We start from the raw sequence: 24,080 nt of genomic DNA, 5'->3' as shown, positions 1-24,080 counted from the left end.
GGAGTCAATCGACGACCATCTCCACCATAGAACGAACCTCAGATTCGATTGTAGAGAGTTCGCTCGCGTCCCATTCGAACCGTTCTTCGACGCCGACATCGGTAAACCGAAGCGAGGCAAGAACACCACGGTCAGGATCGTGCTGGAGGAGCGCCAACGCGTACGCCAGCATCTGGGGTCGATAGTGGCTAGCCAGATTGGTCGTTGAAGTCGACGACAGGTCGTTCGTCTTGTAATCAATTACGTGATACGCGTCCGGGGTAACCAGCAGCCGATCGATATCACCGACTATCCGCGATGCACCGATTCGGGCGACGACAGAGTACTCATCGTAGGTCGCCTCGAGCTGACTATCGTCCTCTACTTGGTTGACAAATTCGACTGCATCCGTTGCATGGTCAACCACGTCGCGGAGGTCACTCTCCGTCGGTTCTTCTCCAGCCATTGAACTCAGACGCCGAACGAGCGCTGGCCACTCGTCTCTCGGTGGACGAAGTTCGTTGATTCTGTGTACGACCGTCCCAAATGTCGTTGGGCTCAGTCCAGCTGACTCGCCGCTCTGGGTGTAGCTGTGACCGTTCGCAGTGGCATCTGCGACCGCGTTCACGAGCGTCGTTGCAGCGATTCGTTTAGCCGACGTTTGAGTCGGCGGAGAGGGTATCGAAATGTTTGACTCCGAGTCGACAAAAGCGTCGTCGGCCTGCCAGTCGACCGGCCTTGGTGGTCGACAAACTGTATAGCGGGCATCCTCAATCTGTCCGCAGGCCTCTCCCTCACGGATCGCCCGGCCAATGAGATCGCCATCAAGGAGGGACGGCTGAAGCCAGTCACTCCACCGGTCCGCGTCGTCGAAGGTTGCAGGCTCACCGAGTTCAATATCGCCGGACTCGCCAACGTCCATCTCGTGCGTGCCGCAGAGAAGGAGGTGATCCCGCGTTCGTGTACACGCTACATAGAGGAGGCGTTTCGACTCCGCCCGCTCCTGTGGACGCGACCGTCGGTCAGCGTACTCGTGGACGGCCGTCTTCTCGATGGAGAACGCATCGCCCGGATTCGGTCCACCAACCGCCGGCACCGGCGGCGCGTCATCAGTTCCGCCCACGAGTCGAACGTAGCCATGGTCGTCGACGGAGCGGCCGAAGTTGAGATCACTCCCGAGATCGGGGACGGTGACGATCGGGAACTCGAGGCCCTTCGCAGAATGGATCGTCATAATCCGGACGCCCTCGGCGTCACCCGGAATATCTGCTTCCCCCTCACGAGGGTCGATCTCTGCTTGGCGGTCGATCCGGTGGAGCAACCCGGCAGCTGTGTGAACACCGTTCTCGCTCCAAGTACGGACCTGGTCGCGGAATTTCTCGACGTTCGCGACGGCCTGGAGACCGCGTTCGTCAGCACTCACGCTCGCCAGATACCCCGTGTCGTCGATCACTCGGGACAGCAGGCGGTTCCACGGGAGGACGCCATCTTCGGACGGCGTCGCACAGCCGCTGAGGGTCCGCCACGTTGTGAGGAGGTCGAACGCGTCCGCGAGCTCTGGATCGTCCGTCTCGGCGAGTGCGTCCCATACTGAATCGGCTTCTGCGACCGCCGGTGCGAGGCGATCATCCGCAAATCCGAATAGCGGCGACCGAAGCATCCCGTAGAGGGAGACGTCATCCTGTGGGTCACCGAGTACTCGAAGCAGGTTCGTGAGCGCCTGGACCTCGGGCGTATCGTAGAACCCGACGCCACCGACGACAGTGTAGGGGATGTCGTACTCCTCGAGGGCGCGCTGATACCGATCCAGATGAGTTCGCCGGCGCAGGAGGATAGCCGTGTCGTCGGGAGTAGCGTCACGATGGGCACCTGTATCGGGGTCTTGGACTGTCGGCGGATCGTCGAACAGGTGGGTCAGTCGAGCAGCGAGCGCTTGTGCCTCGGCCTCGATGGTGTGGTCCAGCGCGCCTTCGGCGACCGGATGGTCGTCGCCGAAGAGCTCCGCTGCCGTATCGGCATCGTCGGGGACAGCAAGATACTCGACACTCCCGGTCAGTCCCTCGATGTCCTCGACACGGTCGCGCTGCGTACTCAGTCCCTGAGGTGGCGCTTCGTAGGGTTCGTGGGTATCACCTTCTGGTTGGAACAGGTACTCGAAGAGCTCGTTCAGGAACGACAACGGCTCGTCCAGCGTCCGGAAGTTCCCGGAGAGTTCGAGGGCGGTCGGACTCCCGGCATCGCTGTCGGGAACGTCGTCAACCCCACGAGCCTCGTTGACGGCCTGGAGTTCTCTGCGCGCATCCCCGAACGTCGTCACGTCGGCCCCACGGAATCCGTAGATGCTCTGTTTCTCGTCGCCGACCAGGAAGACGTTCGACGCCGCCTGCTCGTCAACGCCCGTGAGGAGCTTGACCAACTCCCACTGACGCGGGTCCGTGTCCTGAAACTCGTCGACCATCACGGCCGCAAACTGGTCTCGAAGCCGCTCCGTGACCGCATCATTGGCTCGCAGAAACTCAAGGGTCGTCTCGATCACGTCGGGGAAGTCGAGCGTATCGCGGCGCTCCTTCTCGTCGGTGTAGGTTGCGAGGACGTCGTCGAAGACCCGCATCAGAGCCAGCGCGTAGTGAGCGCTATTCGCTTCCAGTTCCCCCGGCGTCGTCTCGACCGCATCCGCGTGCGGTTCGATGGCCGCGATGACCGCGTCGATGGCGTCCTTCAGGTCGTCGTAGACGTCACCGTACTCACCCCAATCGTCCCGGTCACCGACGACGTACCCCGAACTGCTGTACAGGCCGCCGTTCTTCTTCTCACAGGCCTCGTAGAGCTCAAGGATTGCCCGCTGACAGTCGCGTGAATCGCTTTCCTCCGAGTCGTCTGGGAGTGTCGTCGCGACCTCGGTGAAGGTCCGGTAGGCCCGAAGACCGTCCTCGTCGCCGATAGCGCCCTCGCGGTCGACGCGGCCCGCGACTGTGCGTAGCCGCTCAAGGAGTCCGTCCGCATACAGCGTCTGTCGGGCGTCGGCAACATCGAGATCACAAACGACCTCCCAGCAGATATCGACGTAGTCGTCGACCTCCGCATCACGCCACTCCTCGAGGACCGCCTCGCTCTGTGGGCGCTCATCGAGTAGTCCAGTGAGTACATCGACCAGCTGGTCGCGACCCCAAAGCTGAGCGAGGAGCGCGGCGTCGTCATCGTCCTGGTTGCGTTCGAGGAACTCCGTCACGACTTCGCGTTGGAGTGTCGCGGCACCGTCTTCGTCGACCACGTCGAAGCCGAGCGGGACCGGAGCCTCGACGGCCCGTTCTCGCAGGAGCCGGGTACAGAACGCGTGAATGGTGTGGACATAGCCGTCCTCCAGGTCGTCGAGGACGTTTCGCCAGCGGTGGTAGGCCTCTGGTGAATCGACAGTCTCCAGCCGGTCGTACACCTCCTCCCGAACGCGCTCGGTCAGTTCGGCAGCAGCCTTTCGCGTGAAGGTGATGGTGACGATGTTCTCCGGCGTGAGCGATGGGTTCTGGGCCAGTATCGTCACGTACCGCTCGGTGAGCGTGGTCGTCTTCCCTGTCCCGGCGCCGGCAGTGATCGCGACGTTCCGGCCCTGGACGAGCGCGTCCTCCTGTTCCTCTGTGAGCTGAATCTCCTCGGGTTCCTCAGTCATCGCTCATCACCGCCTCGATGTCTTCGTCGTCGCGAACACGGAGCGGAACGTACGCTGCGTCGTCCTTGTGAACCTCGTCGACGAACTCCCGCTTGCGGTGATGGCGGACATCGCACGCCCGACGGTAGTCACAGTATCGGCAGTTCGCTCCGCTGGCCGACAGAAGCGTCGTGTGGAACCGTCCGTTGCCGATTGCCTCGTCGATCTGGCCCAACCACTCCGGAACGACATCGTTCAGGAACCGGCGGAGTTCGGCCTCTGAATCGAACTTCGATTCGACGCCGCGTGGAACCTTGAGGTCGTTTGGCGGTCGCACCTGATAGTACGTCGCCGAGAGCGAGCCCTCCGCGAACAGGTCACCGTCGACGACCTCGGCGGCAGCGAGCAGATAGATGGGGAGTTGGAACTTCGTGCCGCCGGTCGTCTTCGTCATATACGGTGCTCGACCAGTTTTGTAGTCGTAGAGCGTGAGCGTCGGTTGTTCGCCATCCCGATCCACGTCAACGCGGTCGATGTATCCCCGAATCGAGACAGTCGAGCCGTCCGGTCGCTCAACTGTGAACGGCCCAACATCCGAGTCGAGAAGCCCCTCGCCGAACGGAGCCTCGAACAGATGTGGGCGAGCGGCGCCGTCACGCGAGAGTTCGTTGTCGAGGAAGGTAGCGAACAACCCCTGTTCCGGTGCGTCGTGGGGTTTGCTCCCGGCCTGGTACGGAGCGCTCTCGCCCCAACCCAGGCCCGCGAACAGCTCCGCCTTCCACCGTTCGTAGAACAGGCCGTCGTACTCGAAGTCAGCATCCCGGAGTTCCTCAACGGCGATCTCGCGAAGGTGCGTCGCCAGGTCGTCCCGGTTAAAGTCCGTGAGATCGACACCATCCCCGGTCTCGTCCTGCAGATCCGCGAAAAATCGTTCGAGAACGTCGTGAACGTACGACCCGGTTTCGAGGGGCGTAGGGACGACCTCAACGTCGTCGGGATCCTCGATTCCGAGCACTTTCTCGGCGTAGAACTTGAACCCACACTCGACGTATCGCTCGATCCGACTCGCGCTGTAGGGTTCTCGTTCCGACGGAGGATAGACCTCAGCGACGGTCTCGGGTTCTAACACGCCGTCGTGTTCGGAGAGGCCAGCCGTTCCCCTGTTGTCCGCACAGTGGAGTCCCCGATCCGTTCGCTTGGTCTGCTCGGGTGAGAGGTCACCTCGGTCGCCGGCGCGGCTGACTGCCGCACGCCGGTCGGCCGTTGCAGCGACGTGGCGCTGGAGATCTTCGCGGGAGCCTACGCGGTCGTCGACGCCATCTTCGGGTTCGATGCCGGTCACGCGCTGGAGTTCGTCGAGGACCGGCGACCGGACGACGGCGGATTCGTCGTCGCCCGTCTCTGGTGTGGTGATCGTGAGTTCATCGACGTTCGCGAGCAGCGTCGCGAAGAGATAGCGGCCACGGAGTCGCTCGTCGCCGGTGTCGAACCGCGGATGGGCGTCGGTCATCTCCTCGAAGAAGGCCGGGCGTTCCGGCGTCACGGGGAAGTGCTCGCTCGTCAGTCCCACGAGAAACACCTTCTCGAAGGATCGCATCCGCGCGTCGAGCAACCCCATCACTTCGACGTGACCGCCAGCAGCGCGCTGTGGAACCCGGATCGGAACACCATCGAACGCACGGGTGAAGAGGGCCAACGGGGAGAGATCGCTATTGACCGCCGCCAGCGACTCGAACGAGGAGAGGACCTCGTCTACGAGGTCGTAGGCTCGCTGTTCGACGGCTTGCTCGGCGCCGCTGGCGTAGTCCTCTGTCGCCGCCTCCAGGTCGAACCGGTCGTCCAACAGTCGTCGGAGCGTCTCGGTTGCGCCCTCGATGTCCTCCGTTCGGAGCGTCTCTAGCGTGGCCAGCAGCTCCTCGATTAGGGCCGCCGACTCGCCGTCGACGTCATCGAGCAGGGGTGACACAGAAACCGTGTCACGCCGGCGAGCAGCTGCCGTGACGGCGTTGGCTTGGTCGGTGTCGACGACGTCAACCAGTGGATTTGCTAACAGGGACGTGAGGTCCTCGGCCCGCGGATCCGGTTCGGCGAGGTTCAGGAGATCGTGGACGACACTCCCGGTGAACGTCCGGTTCAGCTGTGAGGCGGCGGTCGTGACGTGCGGGATGTCGAACGTATCGAACGTGTCCTCGACGTTCCCCGAATAGGCCTCGGTCCCGGGGACGACGACGGCCAAGTCGTCGGGGTCGCGACCATTGGCCAACTCAGTCCGGAGCTCGCGAGCGACGAAGCGAATCTCGCGCTCGGGCGTCGGGAGTTCACGCCATCGCAGAGCGTCTGGAGAAGGGACGGTGTCGGGGTCCGGGCGATAGAGCGCTTCCGTGATCGTTCCGAAGGCCCGCCCTGACTCGTCGACGGGCTCGAGTTCTACTGTCTCAAAGTCAAGTGCTTCGTAGACCTCTAAGGCGTCCTCCGCAACGGCGTCGACTCCGCTCCGGCCATCTTGGTGGAGCGGCAGCAGCGCGATCATTGGAAGTTCGTCGACGAGGCGTTCGATGAGGCGTCGTTCGACAGGACGGAACTCGTGATACCCGGAGAGGACGACGACATCCAGTTCCGACTTCTCCTTGAGTCGGTGGCCGGACATCGACTATCAGCAGCTCGCGAGCCGGTCGACGTACTCGAGCTACGGTCGCGTCGGTCACTCGCCGGCGCGGTACAACGTGCCCGGCCGGGCGATCATCGACGAGTCGAACACGTTCTTCTACGGAGAGACGAACCTCGACGGCGTCCTCGACCTCGTGTCGCCCTCAAAGAAGCCCGTCCAAGAGCTCGCGTGGGCGTCGATCGGGAACGTGCTGACGGCGATCCAGATCTGCGAGGCCCACGACCGCGGCGTCCTCGTCCCCTGGAACTCCTGGCGCCACGAGTTCTACAAGCCGATGGGGACGCTCCACGACGCCGACCGTGGCGGCTTCATCTTCGCCCCCGAGGTCGGCCTCCACGAGAACGTCCACGAACTCGACTTCTCGAGTCTCTATCCGAACATCATCTGTACCCGGAACGTCTCGCCGGATGTCATCCGGTGTAGCTGCCACAGCGACCGCGACGACGTCCCCGGCCTCGGGTACTCGATCTGCGACGACCGGGGCTACCTCGTCGACGTGCTACAGCCGATCATCAACGCTCGCGACGAGATCAAGGCGGCCATCCGTCACGAGAAGGAACGGGACGACCCCGACGAGGACCACCTAGCGGAACTCGAGGGGCGGTCGGGAGCGCTGAAGTGGATCCTCGTCGCCTGCTTCGGCTATCAAGGGTTCAGCAACGCGAAATTCGGCCGCATCGAGTGCCACGAAGCAATCAACGCGTTCGCTCGCGAGATTCTGCTGACGGCGAAACAGCGGCTGGAAGCCGGCGGCTGGCGCGTCGTCCACGGCATCGTCGACTCCATCTGGGTGACTCCGGACCCCGACGTCGACGACGAGGACCGCGAGGACCTCGGGACGCTCGCGACGGCAATCACGGAAGAGGTCAAGATCCGGCTCGAACACGAAGCTCACTACGACTGGGTGGCGTTTGTGCCGCAGCGCGAGAGCGACGCCGGCGCGTTGACGAAGTACTTCGGGAAGGTCGCCGGCGACGACGATTTCAAGATACGCGGTATCGAAGCTCGGCAGCGCTCAACCCCACCGTTCATCGAGGACGTCCAGCGGGACTGTCTCGAACGGCTCGACGCGACTCGATCTCCGGACGCCGTCCTCGACTGTCTCCAGGACGCAATCAAGCGCCTCCACGCTGGGACGGTGCCGGTCGAGCAGCTCGTCGAACGGAATGGTGTCTCCAAGCCGCTGGAAGGGTACACGCAGAACACGCAGAACGTGGCGGCGCTGAAGCGGGCTCGGGACCAGGGCCTCGCTATCCACCCGGGACAGGACATCGAGTACGTGGTCGTCGACGACGGGAAGAGTTCGCGAGAGCGGGTCGCGTTGGCCCACGAAGAGGTAGAGTCGTACGATGCGTCGTACTACGAGACGCAACTCGTCAGAGCGGTCGAGAGTGTGCTGGCACCGCTTGGCTGGGATCGGACAGAGATTCAACGCGAGATCGCGGAAACTCGGGAAACGGACTTGACCGCATTCACCGAGATTGAGAGAGGTTAACCAACACTATCGAGGTATCGGGAGATTTGTTGGTTAATACTGAGTGGAGACACGGAAGGGAGCTGGAGAGAATACTTTGCCCACACACCCCTCGTCCAGAGTGAAAACCAATCAAGAGAGTGGGGTGAGGTCCACGGGAAACGGGGGTTCTCGTGGGAGAAGCTCAGCAAGAATCACGGAAAGACTGCCTAAGACGTGAGAACACGGAGGAAATGGAACAACGAACACGAGCAACGGTTCGAAACCACCCGGACGAATGCCGCCTTCGTCCTCTTCCCTGTGCTGAATGCACTTGGGGAGTGGTAAGAGATAGGTAGTAATAAAACTTCTAGGTAATACTATGCAGATTGGCATGTTTAGAGGAGCTTCGACTGTGTGACGACTGCTGTTCGAGGGATACTCGTCTCACGCCTTGTGATTTCGGCACTTCCCAGCCGACTCGCCGTGTGGTTTCCGCCCGGTCAACCGAGGGACTCTCGTAGCGTTTCACTCTGGACGAGGGGTGTGGGGGTTCGATTCCGTCGTCAGTGTATTATGAGACGTTGAAGGAACAATCGTCATTCTGACTATTCGCCAACCAGCTAAGCGGCATCAAAGGCCGAAATCGGGATTGGTATCTCCCTCGTCAACCGTAATCAAGACACCCAATCCCGACAGTTCCTACTGTACCCTGCTTTGCTTCGGCTGGAGATCTGGCCTGCGTCTTCACTCTTGATTGGGGGTGCCGACAAACGCTCGTCACTGTCACTCGGGGTCCACACTCCACTCCAACTCGTCACACCGGAGCTTTCACTCTGGACGAGGGGTGTTGCCTCAACCAAGTACTCTGCTCTCCGGCTGGAGGGCTATTCACTCTTGACTAGGGGTGTGTCAAACCCGCTCCAGTCCGGCGTTTTCACTCTGGATTGGGGGTGCCCGTCTGCGTCGGTAACTGTCGCTCCGAATCCGATTTCACTCGGGACCGACTCGACCCTTTGTGAGGATGATACGGCAGCGACAAAACATCAGAAGACGACCATAGCCCGATTTACACTCTGGTCGAGGTAGCCAAATCATTAAGTAGGTCCCATCCGCGATGTCTTATATTGATGGCTGAGGAACCGTCCCAACTCTCTGACTTCGACGGCCGCTACGAGGATCCCGCTGACGATCCCCTCTTTGACTTTGATGAAGACGACCCTGACCGAGCCAACATTTTCGCTCGAAAGGAGCTGCTGAAGGTTGGCCACGTCCCTGAAAGCGGACGTATCGTCGGCAGAGATGGTGAGATCAAAGCCGTTGCTGCTGAACTCAGACCGATCGTTCGTGGCGATCCGCCCAACAACGTGATTATTTACGGGAAAACGGGTACGGGGAAGTCACTGGTTGCTCGTCACGTGACCGAACGAGCGCGACGAGCCGCGGAGTCGAACGGTGTGTCCGTCGGCACGGTCTACGTCGACTGCGCGCAGCACAACACACAGACACGCGTCGCGAGGACGGTAACTCGTTCACTTAACGAAACGGACGAGACTGACTTCGATATTCCGCGCGCAGGGATTGGCAGCGGTGAATACTACGACTATCTCTGGGAGATTCTGGATACTGCCTACGAGTCAGTCATCATCATTCTCGACGAGGTGGACCGACTCGATGACGATGATATTCTTATGCAGCTCTCGCGGGCTCGCGAATCGGGGAAAGCGGATTGCCACCTGGGCGTCATCGCAGTCAGCAACAAGATCGAGTATCGCGACCAGTTGAACGAGCGCGTCAAGTCCAGTCTTCGCGAGGAGGAGTTCGTCTTCCAACCCTACGACGCGAATCAGCTTCGCGAGATTATGAAGCATCGACGGGACGCGTTCCACGATGGCGTTCTCTCGGATGATGTGATCCCGCTGACGGCGGCACTAGCCGCTCAAGAACACGGTGACGCCAGAAAGGCTATCGAAATTCTTCGTCACGCCGGCGAACTGGCCGAACGAGAAAACGTCGATACAGTCGTCGAAGAACACGTTCGCGATGCTCAGGAATGGGCTGAAATCGATCGGTTCGAGGAGCTGCTACGCGGGTCGACGACACAGGTCAAATTCATCCTCTATTCGCTCGCGCTGCTCACCGAGGAAAATCCGAACGAGGATGGATTCTCTACCAACCGAATTTACGAGCGCTATCAAGCGACGACAGAGAAGGCTGATGCGAAGACTCTCAGCGAGCACCGCGTCTATGAGCTGTTGAAAGAGCAGGCGTTCCTCGGTGTCGTTGAATCAACTCGGACCGGTGGTGGCCGGGGTGAAGGCAGTTATCTTGAGCATCGGCTGGTTCAGGATACCGGCATCGTGCTGAAATCTGTCCTCCGGGACAGCCGGCTGGAAGACCTGGCCTAGCTCCCGTTTCGGTCGCTGACCACACCCCTGATCACGAGTGTATCTCTCGATACGTCGGAAACGTGGGGTGGGTGATCCGAGGTCGTCTTCTACTCCCAATAATCGGTACTTCCCGAACGTCGCTTCGTGAACTGTGCTGAGTCATGGACGAACGGAGTGAATGCCGGTGTGGTAACTGAGTGAACAGGAAGTAGAATCCACGCATGAGGAGAAGTGAAGTAAGAAGGCTGAGATACGCTGTTCTAGGCGAATGCTGTTGCTCACCCGGAGCTTGCCCAAGGCCGCGGGCTGACCTCAGCCCGCGGCCGGCGCGTATGCTTCTGGCACACCTGTTCCGTTCATCTCGATCTCCCAACTCCGCTCTAGCTCTTCCTCTAATGCATGTCTGATCCAGTCAGAGAACGTCTTGAACGTGAATTCCTCGGGCAGGTCGCGCCCGCCCCGCTGGGGGCGGGCGACGACCGCCCATCGAAGCACAAGCCAGAGGTTCTCCAACAGGAATCCAACCAGGACGAACGCGAAGCGGATGATTGGGTCTTGTGTCGTCGTTACCACTCGTGCTTGGCGAAATACACGGTAGCTCGTTTCGATCGCTGACCGTTTCCGATAGAGCCGTTCGACTTGTTTCGGCGTGCGATCGGCCAGATCGCACGCCACATAGCCTCGCACGACCTCGCCACTTTTCCCGCGATCTCCGGCGTGATATGACACAGCGACCGCGAGCGGGAATTCCAGTTCCCGCTCGCGGCCTTTGTACATCCGATAGGTTGTCATGTACGAGCAGTGCGTATCCAGCTTCTTCCTCATGCGCTTGCCCTTCTTTTGGACGGGAACGACAGTCGCAGCAACCTCCCGTGAGCGGCGCAGAATACGTTCGTTGTAGAAGCCGCGATCAGCCAACAGAAGCTCTATCTCGAAGGGATAGGCCTCGACGCGGTCGAGGACGCGCTCGACCGCGTCGGCCTCTTTCTCATCACTACGGACGTACGTCATCGCCAACGTCACTGGCTTTCCGTTCGAGACGAGATACGCCGTGCAGTACCGGTGGCACGTCGTTGTTCCGTCTTTCGCGTGCATGCGACAGAGTTCACCTTCTTCATCGGCGTACGTTCCGTGGTAGGGGTTATCGACGAAGTCAATGGAGACGATCCTCGACCGATCAGGGTCGAGGATCGTCATCGCTAACTCTCTGAGAAGGCGGTTAGCAACCCGCTCAAGCCACTCCCGGTTGAGCGTATGTAGCCAGTCCATGACAGTATCGTCACAGACAGCGTTGTCGTTGTCCTTGCACGTCTCCCAGATGGACGTCTGATTGACTGCTGCAAGAATGACAACAGCCCAGATATCGCCGGGATCGAGGGGCGAGCCCTCGATCCCTGGCAAGGGGAGCTGGCAGATGACGTCTTCCGCTAAATCTTTCACGTCCGAATCCGAAAGAACACCGTCTGGCTGAGGGATACTGAACACATTCACTCAACCAGACATCTTCCTCATGAGACCAACGCTTTAGCTCCAGCTCTCACACCAGTCGGGAAGTACCGACTATCGGAGCGGTGCCGCCTCGCTTCTCGTCTCGAGGAACGACCTGTGATCGAATTGCTCACCCGGTCCGCTCGGCCCACGGCCGCAGCATCGCGTAGACGGCCTCGTTCATCGGTACGTCGACGCCCCTTTCCTCGGCGTGGCGGACGACCGAGCCGTGCAGCGCCTCGAGTTCCATCGGTTTCCCGTGGGTCAGGTCGTACTGGAGCGACGAGTACATCTCGGGGTCCAGATCGCGGGCGAACTCGAGCCACTCGTCGACGATCCCCTCGGGGAGGTCGACGCCCTCGGCTCGAGCGACGGCACAAACCTCCTCGATGAGTCGGCGATACATCGACCACGACGCGTCGACGTTTCGGATCTCCCCGATTGGTAGCCGGGTCGCGGCCGTCATCCCGGCCTGCGCGCAGATGAACGCGAACTTCCGCCAGAGCTCGACGCGGATGTCGTCGGCGAGCACCGCGTCGACGCCCTCGCTCGCCGACAGCGCGTCGTCGAGCGTCTCGATCCGGTCCGTCCGCGCCCCGTCGAGTTCGCCGTAGACGAACCGCGCCGGGCCGCCGGTGTGCTCGACGACGCCCGGGGAGCCGATCGTCGAGAAGATGTAGGCGACCCCGCCGACGACGTGCTCATCGCCGATCTCCTCGGCGATCCACCGCTCGTTGTCGACGCCGTTCTGGAGCGAGACCACGGCCGTGTCCTCGTCCAACAGCGGCTCGAGGTCCGCGGCCGCGTCGCGGGTATCGTACGACTTCACGCAGAACAGCACGTTGTCGCACGGTCCGATATCGGCCGGGTCGTCGGTCGCGGGCACGTCGACCGTCGTGTCGCCCTCGATGCTCTCGAGCTGCAATCCCTCCGACTGCAGGGCCTCGAGGTGTTCGCCTCGCGCGATCAAGTGGACCTCGTGGCCCGCATCCGCGAGCCGGGCGCCGAGGTAGCCCCCGACGCCGCCGGCCCCGAATACGGCGGTTTTCATACCGGTGGTACGGAGAGATCCCTGAAAGGGATTGCGGGCGCCGTCGACCCCGCGTCAGCGGCCGGGACACGCCTTGAGGAGGTGTTCGCGATAGATCGATTCGGGAACCGACTCGCCACAGAGGTCGCACTCCCGATAGTCGGGCCGATCGCCCTCGCCGTCTTCGTCCGTCGAGTCGGTCACGCGATACCGTTCTCGCTCGAGGTTCCTCGTCGTTTCGCTGTCGATCGGTTCGCGCGACGTCTCGTCCCGGTTCGACGACGGCCACGCCGTCGGACCGCGATCGGTTTAGGTCGACCTAATATCCGAAACTACTTTGGTTATTTAGGGACACCTAAAACGCATGGAAGGCGTTCCCGTGACGGACAGCAGCCGCGGCGCCGGGTGGCGGTCCGACCGCCGACGCCGCGCGGACCGACGTGGGCGTCGCGCTCGGACGCGTCGCCGTTCGCGAGGCCGACCCCCGCGGCGACACCCCCGAACCGGTACCGAGCGTCCCTGTGGAATCGCATGACGAGCGAGTCCCAGTACCTGCTCGTCGTCTACCGCGCCTCGCGAACCGGGAGCGAGCCGGTGTCGCCGGGCCGCGTCGCCGACGAACTCGACCGGTCCCCCGCGGCCGCGACCGAGATGCTCCAGCGACTCGAGACGCGCGGCCTCCTCGAGTACGAGCCCTACGAGGGCGCGACGCTCACCGCCGACGGTCGCGAGACGGCCGCGGAACTGTACGAGACCTACGCCGTGCTGTCGCAGTTCTTCCGCGAGGTGCTCGACCTCGAGGACCCCGAGGCGGAGGCGCTGGAACTTGCCGGCAGCGTCAGTCCTCTCGTCACCGAACGAGTCGCCGAGACGCTGCTCGAGGACGACGGCGCCGACTCGATCGACGGCAGGATGCTTTCGTCGTCCCTCGAGGGATCGTGACGGCCCATGGCTCGTGACGACGGTTTCGCGATCCGCGACACCGACGCTCGGTAGCGTAGGCGCTTCCGACAGTACCGTCTGAACCGATCGAGAACGGCAGAAAAAACGGTGGCGACGCGAGTCCCTTACTGGGTCGCCGACTCGAGCACGAGCGTGTCGTCCTCGAGGTAGTGCTCGATGTGGTGGGCGTGCTCCTCGATCGTCACCAGTTGCTCGCGCAGCATCTCGGCGGTCGCGTGGTCGCCCAGTCCTTCGGCGAGGTCGATGTGCTCGCGGTAGCTCTCGATGATGTCGCCCATCATCTCGAGGTCGTTCGCGAGCGAGGTGCGGATGTCGTAGACGTCCTCGTCCTCGGGCTCGACGGTCGCCTTCTCGGCCAGCGTCGTCATGTTGGCGTGCGGGACGCCGCCCAGCGCCTGCAGCCGTTCGGCGACGTCGTCAGCGGCCTCCTCGACGTCCTCGTAGACCTCCTGGAGGAAGACGTGGATGTCGAGGAACTCGGCGCCTTCGACGTTCCAGTGGTGCTTGTGGAGCTGGTGGTAGAGGACGTACGCGTCCGCGAGGTCGCGGTTCAGCGCCTCAACGATCTGTTCGGCCTTCTCGGGCTCAAGTCGCAGCGCGTTTTCCTCGACGGTGCCGGCCTCCTGCTGAACGGTCTTCTGCGTGTTCATAACAACTACAGCTTGGTCCCGTACCCTCTTATAACTTTTCAATATTCTTATAATTTTTCGTACGACCTAAACCTGCGTCGCGAACGAGAGCGCAATCGGGGCGGCAGCCGTCGCCGATCGGCCGATTTTATATATCGCTATTTAATTTATAGAGTTCCGACCCGCGAGAATCGTCGAATACGTATATCCTCATCTACGGGCCTCGAGAGCGTCTCTCCCGGCCGCTGACCGGTCCGATCTCGGGAACTACTGTCAAATCGTATATTCGTTTTATCTCCACGGACGGCGTATCTATACTCGGTGAATCAAATGAACTCGATCACAACCGACGGTGAATCGTACGGCTACTCCCTCGCGCACGGCTGGCGCACGCTCGCGATCGCGGGCGGCGTCGTCGCCCTCCTCGGGCTTCTCGCGATCGCGTTCCCGCTCGCGACCGGCCTCTCGCTGACGATCGGCCTCGGCGCGCTCCTCGTGCTGAGCGGCGTCGTCCACGGCGCGCACGCCGTTACCGCCCGCGGGTGGCGCGGCCGGCTCTGGCAGGCCGCGCTCGCTGTCGTGGCGATCGTCGCCGGTCTCGTCGCCTTCGCGAACCCGGCGGTCGGCCTCGTGACCCTGACGCTCGTGCTGATCGGCTACCTGCTGGCCGACGGCGTCGCGGAGACGTGGATGGGACTGCGCATGGCCGGCCAGCCGGGCCGTGGCTCGATCGTCGCCAGCGGCGTCATCTCGCTGGTCCTCGCCGGCCTCCTCTGGGCCGGCTTCCCGGCCACTGCCTCGTGGGCGCTCGGCCTCCTCGTCGGGGTCAGCCTGTTCATGACCGGCCTTTCGATGGGCATCGTGGCTATCTCGGCCCGCCGCGTCGACGAGTCGACGCCGCCCGCGACCGAACCGCGCAGCGCCTGACTTTCTTTTATCGTGACCCGTGTCCCCGACAGCCTCGAGCGACGGCAACGGGCGCCGCGACGAACGGATTATTGGGGCCGGGATTCCGACGGCCGGTATGGACCTCTCGATCGTCGATCTCGCGCCCGTTCCGCAGGACGGGACCGCGACCGACGCGTACGCGAACACGGTCGATCTCGCCCAGCGGGCCGAAGAACTCGGCTACGACCGGTTCTGGGTGGCCGAACACCACGGGATGGCCGACCACATCGCGAGCACGACGCCGGAGACGCTGATCGCGCACCTCGCGGCCGAAACCGACGCGATACGGATCGGCTCCGGAACGGTCCTGCTCAACCACTACCGGCCGTTCAAGGTCGCCGAGACGTTCGCGTCGCTCGACGCGATGGCGCCGGGCCGGGTCGACCTCGGCCTCGGCCGCGCTACCGGCATCCCCGCGGCCGATCAGGCGCTGGGGACCGACCGGCACAGGGACGATCCCGACGAGGACCACGCCGAGAAGATCGAGGCGACGGTGAGCCACCTCTATGACGGCTTCCCCGCGGACCACCCCTATGCGGATCTCTCGCTCCCCCGCTCGGCCGATGACGTTCCTGAGGTGTGGGTCCTCGGCTCGAGTCCCTCGAGCGCCGAAATCGCCGGCCGACTGGGCCTTCGGTACTGCTTCGCCGCGTTCATTCGTCCGAATCTCGCCGAACGGGCCTTCGAGACGTACCGCGAGCAGTTCGAGCCCTCGGACGTCGGTGCGGGGCCGGACAGCCCCGAGGGAATGCTCGCGATCAACGTCGCCTGCGCCGAGACCGACCGGGAGGCGGCCCGGCAGCGAGCGACGGCCGAGGCGACCTACAGGCGGCTACAACGCGGCGAGGTCGGCTCTCCCCCGACCGTCGAGGCGGCGATCGACGAACTCGGCGGTGTGCCGGAGCCGACGCCGAACCCGCTTCCCGAGGGCGAATGGTCGCGCTCGATTTCGGGCAGCCCGGAGACGCTTTCGGCGCTGCTCGAGCAGCTTACCGATCGGATCGGCGTCGATAGCGTGGTCGTGCAGAACACGATCGCCGAGCACGAGGACGTCGTCCGCTCCCACGAGTTGCTTGCCGAGGGCGTGGGGCTGTAGAAGCGCGAAAAACGAGCCTTACTCGCCGAGCACCGAATCGAAGAACTTCCGCTCCGCCGTCCGGAGGTGCTGGTTGAAGGTCGCGGGCGCGATCCCCAGCCGGTCGGCGATCTCCTCGCCGGTGCTCTCGCGGGGCCAGTCGAAGTAGCCCGCGAAGTAGGCCGTCTCGAGGGCCGCCCGTTGCTTTTCGGTCAGATCTTCCTCGAGGACCGAGGCGGAGCCCGAACCGCTGGGTTCGCTGCGCTCGGTGGTTCGCTGGGCGAGGTAGGTGACGTCGGACCGCTCCTCCTTGATGAGTTCGATCATCTGGCGCGTGTCCCGGCCGCGCGGGAGTTCGACGACGAAGCGGAACTCGCCGTCGGAGATCCGCGCCGACTCGACGCGCCCGCCGTGGGTCGCGATCGTCTCGAACAGCGAGATGGCGGTCGGCGCCACGAGCTCGAACTCGAACTCGTCGCGTCTGGCCGCGAGGAACCGCACGTCGTCGATCCCCTCGGTTTCGGCGACGGTCTCCTCGAACTCCTCCTGCGAGACGCCGGTCGCCGACCCGTAGACCAGCAGCGTCTCGTCGCCCTGGACGAGCTGTTCGATCTCGATCGTACACGACTCCGTCGCCGAGAGGTCGACGAGTTCCTCGGCCATCTCCTCGACCCGGAACTCGAGTTCGACGACGGCGTCGCTGACCAGGGCGTCGCGCCGTTCGATCGCCGTGATCGCGTGGGCGATGATGTCGCCGATCCGCGAGAGGATCTCCTCTTCCGGCCCCGTGAACGCCCGCGGCGATTCGGCGTAGACGTTTAGGACGCCGTAGACGAGGTCCTCGTGGACGATCGGAATCGCGGCGGACGACCGGTAGCCCCGCTCCCGGGCCTCGTCGCGCCACGGCTCGAACCCGGCGTCGGTCTGGATATCGTTCGAAATCTGAACCTCGCCGGTTCGGATCGCTATTCCTGACGGCCCCTGTCCGGTGGGTTCGTCTTCGTCGACGCTGACCTCGACGGTCTCGAGGTACCCGTCTTCGACGCCCGCCGCGGCCTTGGGGACGACCTGGTCGCTGCCGGGGTTGACGCCGCCGATCCAGGCGAAGCGGTAGGCGTCGGACTCGGCGAGCCGATCGCAGACGCGCTGCTCGAGTTCGGCCCGGGTCTCGGTCGTGATCACCGCGTGGGTGATGTCGTGGCCGATCCGGTTGAGCCGGTTCAGCGCCTCGAGCTGTTCACGTTGGCGCCGTCGCTCGTACTCCTGGCGGGCCCGCTCGATCGCGTGGTGGATCGTCCGGACGAGCAGCTCGCTCGTCACCTCGTCCTTGACGAGGAAGTCCTGGGCGCCCCGCTGGATCGCCTCGACGCCGACCTGCTGGTCGCGAACGCCCGTCAGCACGACGATCGGCGTCGTCTCGCTCTCCTCGTGGACCGCCTCGAGCGTCTCGAGGCCGGCGCTGTCGGGCAGGTTTAGGTCGAGCAACACCACGTCGGTCGACGCGGACTCGAGCGTCGCGAGGCCGTCCTCGAGGCGCGTTTCGCGGGTGATCTCGGGCGTCCGGCCCGCAGCTTCGTCGGGGCTGACCCGCTGTGCGAGCTCCTCGGTGTCCTTGAGCATCTCCTCGATCAGGCGCGCGTCGCCGGGGTTGTCCTCGATCAGGAGGATGCGAAGCGTTTCCTCGGCGTCGGCCGAGTTCGTGTCTCGTTCGGCGGGCGTCGCATCGCCGGCGTCGGTCTCGGCCTCGTCGTCGCTTGCGGACGTGTACGCGTCGGTTTCGCTCATGATTCCACCTCCGGGGGCAGCCGGACGACCGAGAACCAGAACTTCTCGAACGCGCGGACGGTCTCGATGAACTCGTCCGGATCGACCGGCTTCGTCAGGTAGGCGTTCGCGTGCAGTTCGTACGAGCGGGCGATGTCCTCGTTGGCCCGCGAACTCGTCAGGACGATCACCGGGATCGAGCGCAGCTCCGGATCGTTCTTGAGCTCCTCGAGGACCTCCTCGCCGTCCGTTCGCGGCAGGTTGAGGTCCAGCAGCACGAGGTCCGGCCGCGGCGCGTCGGCGAACTCGCCGCGCTGCTCGAGGAACTCGAGGGCTTCGGTCCCGTCGGAGACGACGTGGAGGTCGTTCTCGATCCGGCCCTGCTTGAACGCCTCCTCGGTGAGCCGGACGTCGCCGGGGTTGTCCTCGACGAGCAGGATTTGCGCCGGTTCCGGTTGGCCGCGTCGTGATTCACTCATTGTCGCCCTCCCGTTCGGTTCGCGTCGGCAGTGCACCGAGAACGTCGATCCCTCGCCGGGCGCCGAATCGACCCGAATCTCCCCGCCGGCACGCTCGCGGAGCGCGTCTGCCGAACTCGCTTCGCTCGTTCGAACGCCGTGGCGCTCGGCGATCCGCTGACGGAGCGCGAGGCCGACGCCCGCGCCGTCGTACTCCTCGACGCTGTGCAATCGATCGAACGCGCGGCAGATGCGGTCGACGTCGTCGGGATCGATCCCGATCCCCTGATCGCGAACTGAAATGACCCACGTTGTATCTTCGTACGCCGTGAGCACGGATATACGTGAGGTCTTCTCCCCTCGAGTAGGTGACCGCGGTATCGAGCAGCGTCCGGAACAGTTGCCGCAGCGGGCCGGGATCGCCGCGGACCGCCGGGTGGTCCGCCGACCTCGAGCTCGGCGTCGGTCTCCTCGATCCGCATCTCGAGGTCCGGGCAGACGTCCGCGACGACCTCCCGGTGCCGGACGCGGGACCGAAGCTGGCCTGGTGAGGGATCGGCGGTTGCCATGAATCGATTGCTACTCACAAGTCCGCTGTCGAGTATAAATGTAATGCTCGAAACATCACGCAGCGACTGTTTCAGGCCGCTCGGACTATGTTTCCGGCCGAACGCTTCGACCCGTCCGATCGGAACCGTTGCGCGTTCGCGTCGGCGGTCGATCCGGTAGCGACGCGGCCGTCTCGGTTTCCCGTCGGGGCACTGCTCGAGGCTTCGGGCCGATTCTATATCGCGATATGAGATTTATCGAGTGGCGGTCGTCCCTCCCTACTTCCGTCGTATACGGCCGTACGGTGTACTCGTGAGGAGGTTCCGCGAGGCGGACTCGGAACACCTGTTCGCGCGGACGGCGATTGAGAGCGGCGTTCCCTTTGGATCGAAGGACGGTAGCGTGTGCCCTCGAGCGCACGGAACGGCGCCGCTTTCAGTGCAACTCCCCGCTGCGTATCCCCACGATTCGGTCGCACCGGTCGCATTCGATCTCAGTATCGCCGCAGCGCGAGCGAGTCTGCCGTTCGACGCGCCTCTCGTCGGCTGACCGCACGGACAGAGCGACGTCCCGGTCGCGGGACCCGCTCGTCCGTTCAGTGGAGGACGCATGCCCCGTCGAACGAGCGGCCTCGAGCCGTGGCGACAAGTGCGCCCGGTCGTTATTCGGCCGGGACCGCGGGACGACGTTCTCACGGCGGCGTCGTTTTACCTGCCCATGAACCTCGCGCGCCCATCGCCGACCCGCAGTTTCCGAGGGACGCGGCAGGCTGCATCGGCGACGACTTCCGAGACGGTTCTCGGCCTTTCGCGCGGGCCGAGGCGGTCGTCTCGATTGGTATCTGCCACCGTACGCCCTGACGCGCCGATCCCTCGCTGTCTCGTCGTTTCGACGCATCTGCCGCGATAAACCATATACTACGATACGGAATCCGACTGCCGCTTCGATCGACCGTCCGTCTCATCCGGCCGGTCGGACGGCCTCCTGTACCGGACGACGGCCGCTACCGACGGGATCGCGCCGGACTGCGGTACTGCGGACGCTTCCAATCGACCGCATCGCACACCGAACGATTCGATACTTCGTGAAAATTCGTTATATCTCCGGATATTTTGTCATCGTATCCGCGTTCTGGGTGTGATAGTAGGTACCTATACGCCTGAATGGCCAAAACGTTGAAAATTGACACTGCAGACGGTTGACTATGGTTTGGACGCGGAGTAGGAAGGGTGTCCCCCCTCGACGGGGTGGACGATGAGACGCGACGCATCGAGACGGCAGTATCTGGCGGCCCTCGCCGGCGGTGCGACGGCGGCGGTCGCCGGGTGTAGCGCGAACGGCGACGACGGTCGCGATCGACCGTCGCTGTCCGACCGGACGCTTCGCTACGGCGCCGTGTTGCCGCTGTCCGGCGAACTCGAGTCGTTCGGCGGGACGCTCACGAACGGCGCGGCGTTACCGGCGGCCGAACTCGAGGCGTCGGAGCTCCCGGTCGAGATCGACCATACGGTCGCCGACTCGGAGACGTCGCCGACGGCCGCGGTCGACGCCGCCGCCGGGCTGATCGAGGAGGGGTATCCGGCCATCGTCGGCGCGGCGGGATCGGACGTCTCGCTGCAGATGACCCAACAGGCGACGATTCCGGCTGAGGTCGTCTCCTGCTCGCCGGCGAGCACGTCCCCGACGATGTCGATCCTGAACGATCGGGGGTACTCGTTCCGGACGGCGCCGGACGACTCGCTGCAGGCCGTCATCGCGGCCCGGCTCGCGGTCATCGAACACGACGCCGACTCGGCGGCGACGATCTACGCGGCCGGCGACTACGGCCGGCAGCTCTCGGGCGCGTTCTCGGCGTCGTTCGACGGCGAGATCCAACACCAGGTGTCGTTCACGCCCGGCGAGTCGTACGCGGAGCCGCTGTCGAAGGCGCTTTCGGACGATCCCGACATTCTGTTCCTGATCTGTTACCCCGAGAGCGGGATTCCGCTGCTTCGGGAGTATTACGCCGAGCACGCGGACGACGAGATTCTGTTTGTCAGCGACGGGCTGCAGGACGAGGCGGTCCTCGAGGGCGTCGACCGCTCGATGGACGACGCCTACGGCACGGCGCCGCGGTCGAACGGCCCCGGCCGAGAAGCGTTCGCTTCGCTATATCGCGACGAGTACGACACCGACCCCGGACTGTTCGCGGCGAACTGTTACGACGCCGCGGCGGCGATCCTGCTGGCGAACGCCGCCGCAGGGGCGAACGACGGCGCCGCCATCGCGGCGCGGATGCGCGAGGTCACGGCCGGCGACGGTGAGGAGGTGCTTCCGGGTGATCTCGCCGCGGGGATCGAACGCGCGGCGGCCGGCGAGCCGGTTCGGTACCGCGGCGCTGCCGGCGAGATCGAGTTCGACGAGAACGGCGACGGCGGCTCGGTCGAGTACGAGTACTTCACCTTCGGGAGCGACGGGATCGAGGTTATCGACGAACGGACGCCCGAGGAGGTGGCCCAATGAGCGACGATCACGGCGGTGGCGGTCGCGGCGGAGAGGCCGACGCCGCTCTCGAGGCGGACGGTGACGACGCCGCATCGCCCGGCACTGACACCGCCGCATCGCCCGATACCGACACCGACGTCAGTTCTACCGGCTCCATCGAGCGGTTCGTCTCGAGGCTCGAGCGGCGGGTTCAGCCGCTCGTGCCGTCGGTGGTGCGGGGGAGCTACCGCGCGAAGTTCGTCATCTCGATCGTCGCGATCGTCGTGGTCCTCTCGGCCGTCGGCGCGGCCGGCTACGTCGACGCCGAGCGGACCGTCGAGCGCGACGCCGAACAGCAGCTGACGGCGACGGTCGACATGCACGCCGACTCGATCAACGAGTGGACGATCTCGATGGAGTCGCACACGCGGTCGCTCTCGTCGTCGCCCAAGCTGGCCGGAACCGACGCGGAGACGACCGAAGCGCACGTGATCCAGTCCCAGGCCGCGTTACCGGTCGACATCCGCGCGATCCACGTCGTGGACACGAACAACGATCGGGTGTTGACCAGCACGAACGGCGAACTCCGCGGCCAGTCGCTCGACAGCGTCGACGAGCCCTGGACCGAGATCGAACCGGGCGTCGACCTGACGGCGGCAAACGACGTCTGGCAGTCGGACACGGCCTACCGTGACGGCACGCTCGACGACCAGGTGATGTCCTTCGCCAGCCCCGTCGAAGGCGACGAGGCGCGGATCGCGGTCGTCGTCGGGACGATCGAGTACCGCGTCGACGGACTGCGGCAACTGCACGAGGACCAGGAGACGATGATCGTCGACACTGACGGTCAGACGGTCCTCGCGAGCAGCGACCTCGAGGGCGATCCGAACGAGCGGATCGTCGAGGAACTCGGCACCGTCCGCGACGGCACGCGGTTCGAGCGCGACGGCGACCTCGTCACCGCCTACGCGGCGACGGCGGACAACGACTGGGTCGCGGTCACGACGGTCCCGACCCGGCAGGCGTTCGCCGCGAGCAGCGCCGTCGGCAAGAGCCTGCTGGCGATCATCGGAACGGGACTGGTCGCGCTGGTGCTGGGCGGACTCGTCCTCGCGCGCCAGACGGTGACGCCGCTGCAGGACCTGCGGAACCGCGCCGAGCGGATGGAGGACGGCGACCTCGCCGTCGACCTCGAGACGGATCGGATCGACGAGGTCGGCCGCCTCTATCAGGCGTTCGACGAGATGCGGACGACCCTCAAGACGCAGATCACCGAGGCCAGGGAGGCCAAGGAGGACGCCGAGGCCGCACAGGCCGAGGCCGAACGCGCGCAGGCAGAAGCCGAGGAAGCGCAGGCCGACGCCGAAGCCGAGCGCGAGCGGATGGCCGAGGTGACGGCGGAACTCGAGCGGACGGCCGACCGGTACGGCGAGACGATGCGGGCCGCCGCGGACGGCGACCTGACCGTCCGGGCGACCGTCGACACGGACAACGAGCAGATGCGTGAGATCGGCGAGGAGTTCAACGCTATGCTCGCCGAGATCGAGCGCGCGGTCGAGGAGGTCAAGCAGTTCGCCGTCGACGTCGCGGCCCAGAGCGAGGAGGTCACGGCCTCGAGCGAGCAGGTCCGGACCGCCAGCGAGCAGGTCGCGGAGTCCGTCCAGCAGATCTCGGAGGTCGCCGAGACCCAGAGCGTCCAGCTCCAGACGATCGAGTCGGAGATGTCGGACCTCTCGGCGAGCACCGAGGAGATCGCCTCGACGGCGACGAACGTGGCGACCGCCGCCGAACGGACGGTCGACGCGAGCCAGCGCGGGAGCGAGGCCGCACAGCGGGCGATCGACGAGATGACTGCCGTCGAGAGCGACGCCGAGTACGCCGTCGAGACGATCCGCTCGCTCGAGGCGGAGGTCGAACAGGTCGACGAACTCGTCGACGCGATCGCGGAGATCGCCGACCAGACGAGCCTGCTGGCGCTGAACGCCTCGATCGAGGCGGCCGACGCCGGCGGGGACGGCGACGGGTTCGCCGTCGTCGCGAACGAGGTCAAGAGCCTCTCTGCGGACGCGAAGGAGGCGGCGGCCGAAATCGAGGACCGCATCGAGACGATCCGCGAGCGGACCGATCAGTCCGTCAACGTCGTCGAGGAGACGAGCGAGCGGGTCCAGCAGGGGACCGAGACCGTCAGGCCGGCCGTCGAATCGCTCGAGGAGATCGCCGAGTACGCCGACGAGACCAACGAGGGCGTGCAGGAAATCTCCGCGGCGACGGAGGACCAGGCCGACTCCACGGCGGAGGTCGTCACCGCGGTCGACGACGTCGCCAGCAGCAGCGAGGAGTCCGCCAGCGAAGCCGAGAGCGTCTCGGCGGCGGCCGAGGAGCAGACGGCCTCGCTGACGCAGGTCTCCGAGAGCGTCGGGGACCTCGCCGAACAAGCCGCGGCGCTGTCCTCGCGGCTCGACCGGTTCGAGACGTCGGACGGCGACGGAACCGCTCGCGCCGACGAGTCGACGACGGTCGCGCCGCAGTAGCCGCTCCGCATCGCCGGCCGCGACCTCAGGTTTCTTGCCGGTGGCCGCG

The 24,080-nt window shown here is 64.4% G+C and carries 15 protein-coding genes and 2 pseudogenes; 8 read left to right on the top strand and 9 right to left on the bottom strand.

Annotated features, from left to right (window positions below):
* Positions 1–4 precede the first annotated feature (4 nt).
* The gene (locus tag ACYQ26_RS19840) at positions 5–3,643 is read right to left on the bottom strand and encodes a UvrD-helicase domain-containing protein (protein ID WP_459810605.1); all 3,639 of its coding nucleotides are present in this window, start codon (positions 3,641–3,643) and stop codon (positions 5–7) included.
* Positions 3,636–6,269: a PD-(D/E)XK nuclease family protein gene (locus ACYQ26_RS19835; protein WP_459810604.1), complete on the bottom strand. Its 2,634-nt coding sequence runs from the start codon at positions 6,267–6,269 to the stop codon at positions 3,636–3,638. The genes ACYQ26_RS19840 and ACYQ26_RS19835 overlap by 8 nt, the downstream gene beginning before the upstream one ends.
* Here ACYQ26_RS19835 and ACYQ26_RS19830 point away from each other — a divergent pair.
* Both ACYQ26_RS19830 and ACYQ26_RS19825 read left to right on the top strand, forming a co-directional pair.
* Positions 6,238–7,785 (top strand): annotated as a pseudogene (locus tag ACYQ26_RS19830) (type B DNA-directed DNA polymerase); the annotation flags it as partial. The gene ACYQ26_RS19835 and the pseudogene ACYQ26_RS19830 sit on opposite strands and share 32 nt — an antisense overlap.
* A 1,088-nt stretch (positions 7,786–8,873) precedes the next feature.
* Positions 8,874–10,151, top strand: coding sequence for a Cdc6/Cdc18 family protein (locus tag ACYQ26_RS19825; RefSeq protein WP_121571058.1), 1,278 nt, complete (start codon positions 8,874–8,876; stop codon positions 10,149–10,151).
* Positions 10,152–10,445: 294 nt separating this feature from the next.
* On the opposite strand, the gene ACYQ26_RS19820 is transcribed toward ACYQ26_RS19825, so the two are convergent.
* From ACYQ26_RS19820 to ACYQ26_RS19810, 3 genes are all read right to left on the bottom strand, one after another.
* Positions 10,446–11,618, bottom strand: a complete 1,173-nt coding sequence (locus ACYQ26_RS19820) for an ISH3 family transposase (RefSeq protein WP_459806279.1) — start codon at positions 11,616–11,618, stop codon at positions 10,446–10,448.
* Positions 11,619–11,751: 133 nt separating this feature from the next.
* Positions 11,752–12,672, bottom strand: coding sequence for a 2-dehydropantoate 2-reductase (locus ACYQ26_RS19815; RefSeq protein ID WP_459810603.1), 921 nt, complete (start codon positions 12,670–12,672; stop codon positions 11,752–11,754).
* Positions 12,673–12,726: 54 nt separating this feature from the next.
* Positions 12,727–12,855 carry a hypothetical protein gene (locus ACYQ26_RS19810; protein WP_459810602.1) on the bottom strand — a complete coding sequence of 43 codons (129 nt, stop codon included), beginning with the start codon at positions 12,853–12,855 and terminating at the stop codon, positions 12,727–12,729.
* Positions 12,856–13,182: 327 nt separating this feature from the next.
* On the opposite strand from ACYQ26_RS19810, the gene ACYQ26_RS19805 reads away from it, so the two are divergent.
* Entirely contained in the window at positions 13,183–13,593 is a 411-nt protein-coding gene (locus tag ACYQ26_RS19805; protein ID WP_459810601.1) for a metal-dependent transcriptional regulator, read from the top strand.
* Between the two features lie 125 nt (positions 13,594–13,718).
* Here ACYQ26_RS19805 and dpsA read toward each other — a convergent pair whose 3' ends face one another.
* Positions 13,719–14,264: a DNA starvation/stationary phase protection protein DpsA gene (gene dpsA, locus ACYQ26_RS19800; protein ID WP_459810600.1), complete on the bottom strand. Its 546-nt coding sequence runs from the start codon at positions 14,262–14,264 to the stop codon at positions 13,719–13,721.
* 309 nt (positions 14,265–14,573) lie between these two features.
* Between dpsA and ACYQ26_RS19795 the strand changes: the two genes are divergently transcribed.
* On the top strand, positions 14,574–15,170 hold the full coding sequence (locus ACYQ26_RS19795) for an HdeD family acid-resistance protein (RefSeq protein WP_459810599.1): 597 nt from the start codon (positions 14,574–14,576) through the stop codon (positions 15,168–15,170).
* Between the two features lie 97 nt (positions 15,171–15,267).
* Complete coding sequence (locus tag ACYQ26_RS19790; protein WP_459810598.1) at positions 15,268–16,287, top strand: LLM class flavin-dependent oxidoreductase; 1,020 nt, start codon at positions 15,268–15,270, stop codon at positions 16,285–16,287.
* Between the two features lie 18 nt (positions 16,288–16,305).
* Here the strand turns inward: ACYQ26_RS19790 and ACYQ26_RS19785 are convergent, their stop codons facing one another.
* The 3 genes and pseudogenes from ACYQ26_RS19785 to ACYQ26_RS19775 all read right to left on the bottom strand — a co-directional run.
* Positions 16,306–18,051 (bottom strand): bacterio-opsin activator domain-containing protein, encoded by a 1,746-nt coding sequence (locus tag ACYQ26_RS19785; protein WP_459810597.1) that lies wholly within the window; start codon positions 18,049–18,051, stop codon positions 16,306–16,308.
* Positions 18,048–18,509 carry a response regulator gene (locus ACYQ26_RS19780; protein WP_459810769.1) on the bottom strand — a complete coding sequence of 154 codons (462 nt, stop codon included), beginning with the start codon at positions 18,507–18,509 and terminating at the stop codon, positions 18,048–18,050. The genes ACYQ26_RS19785 and ACYQ26_RS19780 overlap by 4 nt, the downstream gene beginning before the upstream one ends.
* A gap of 84 nt (positions 18,510–18,593) precedes the next feature.
* Positions 18,594–18,824 (bottom strand): annotated as a pseudogene (locus ACYQ26_RS19775) (ATP-binding protein); the annotation flags it as partial.
* Between the two features lie 32 nt (positions 18,825–18,856).
* Here ACYQ26_RS19775 and ACYQ26_RS19770 point away from each other — a divergent pair.
* The 3 genes from ACYQ26_RS19770 (at position 18,857) to ACYQ26_RS19760 (ending at position 24,031) form a co-directional block, all read left to right on the top strand.
* Positions 18,857–19,039 (top strand): hypothetical protein, encoded by a 183-nt coding sequence (locus ACYQ26_RS19770; RefSeq protein WP_459810596.1) that lies wholly within the window; start codon positions 18,857–18,859, stop codon positions 19,037–19,039.
* A 1,252-nt stretch (positions 19,040–20,291) separates the two neighbouring features.
* The gene (locus ACYQ26_RS19765) at positions 20,292–21,539 is read left to right on the top strand and encodes an ABC transporter substrate-binding protein (RefSeq protein WP_459810595.1); all 1,248 of its coding nucleotides are present in this window, start codon (positions 20,292–20,294) and stop codon (positions 21,537–21,539) included.
* A complete protein-coding gene (locus ACYQ26_RS19760; protein WP_459810594.1) occupies positions 21,536–24,031 on the top strand; it encodes a methyl-accepting chemotaxis protein in 2,496 nt (831 codons plus the stop codon). The genes ACYQ26_RS19765 and ACYQ26_RS19760 overlap by 4 nt, the downstream gene beginning before the upstream one ends.
* Positions 24,032–24,080: the final 49 nt, after the last annotated feature.

This window comes from Halopiger thermotolerans, from assembly GCF_054654555.1.
This window is presented reverse-complemented; position numbering and strand designations above follow the sequence as displayed.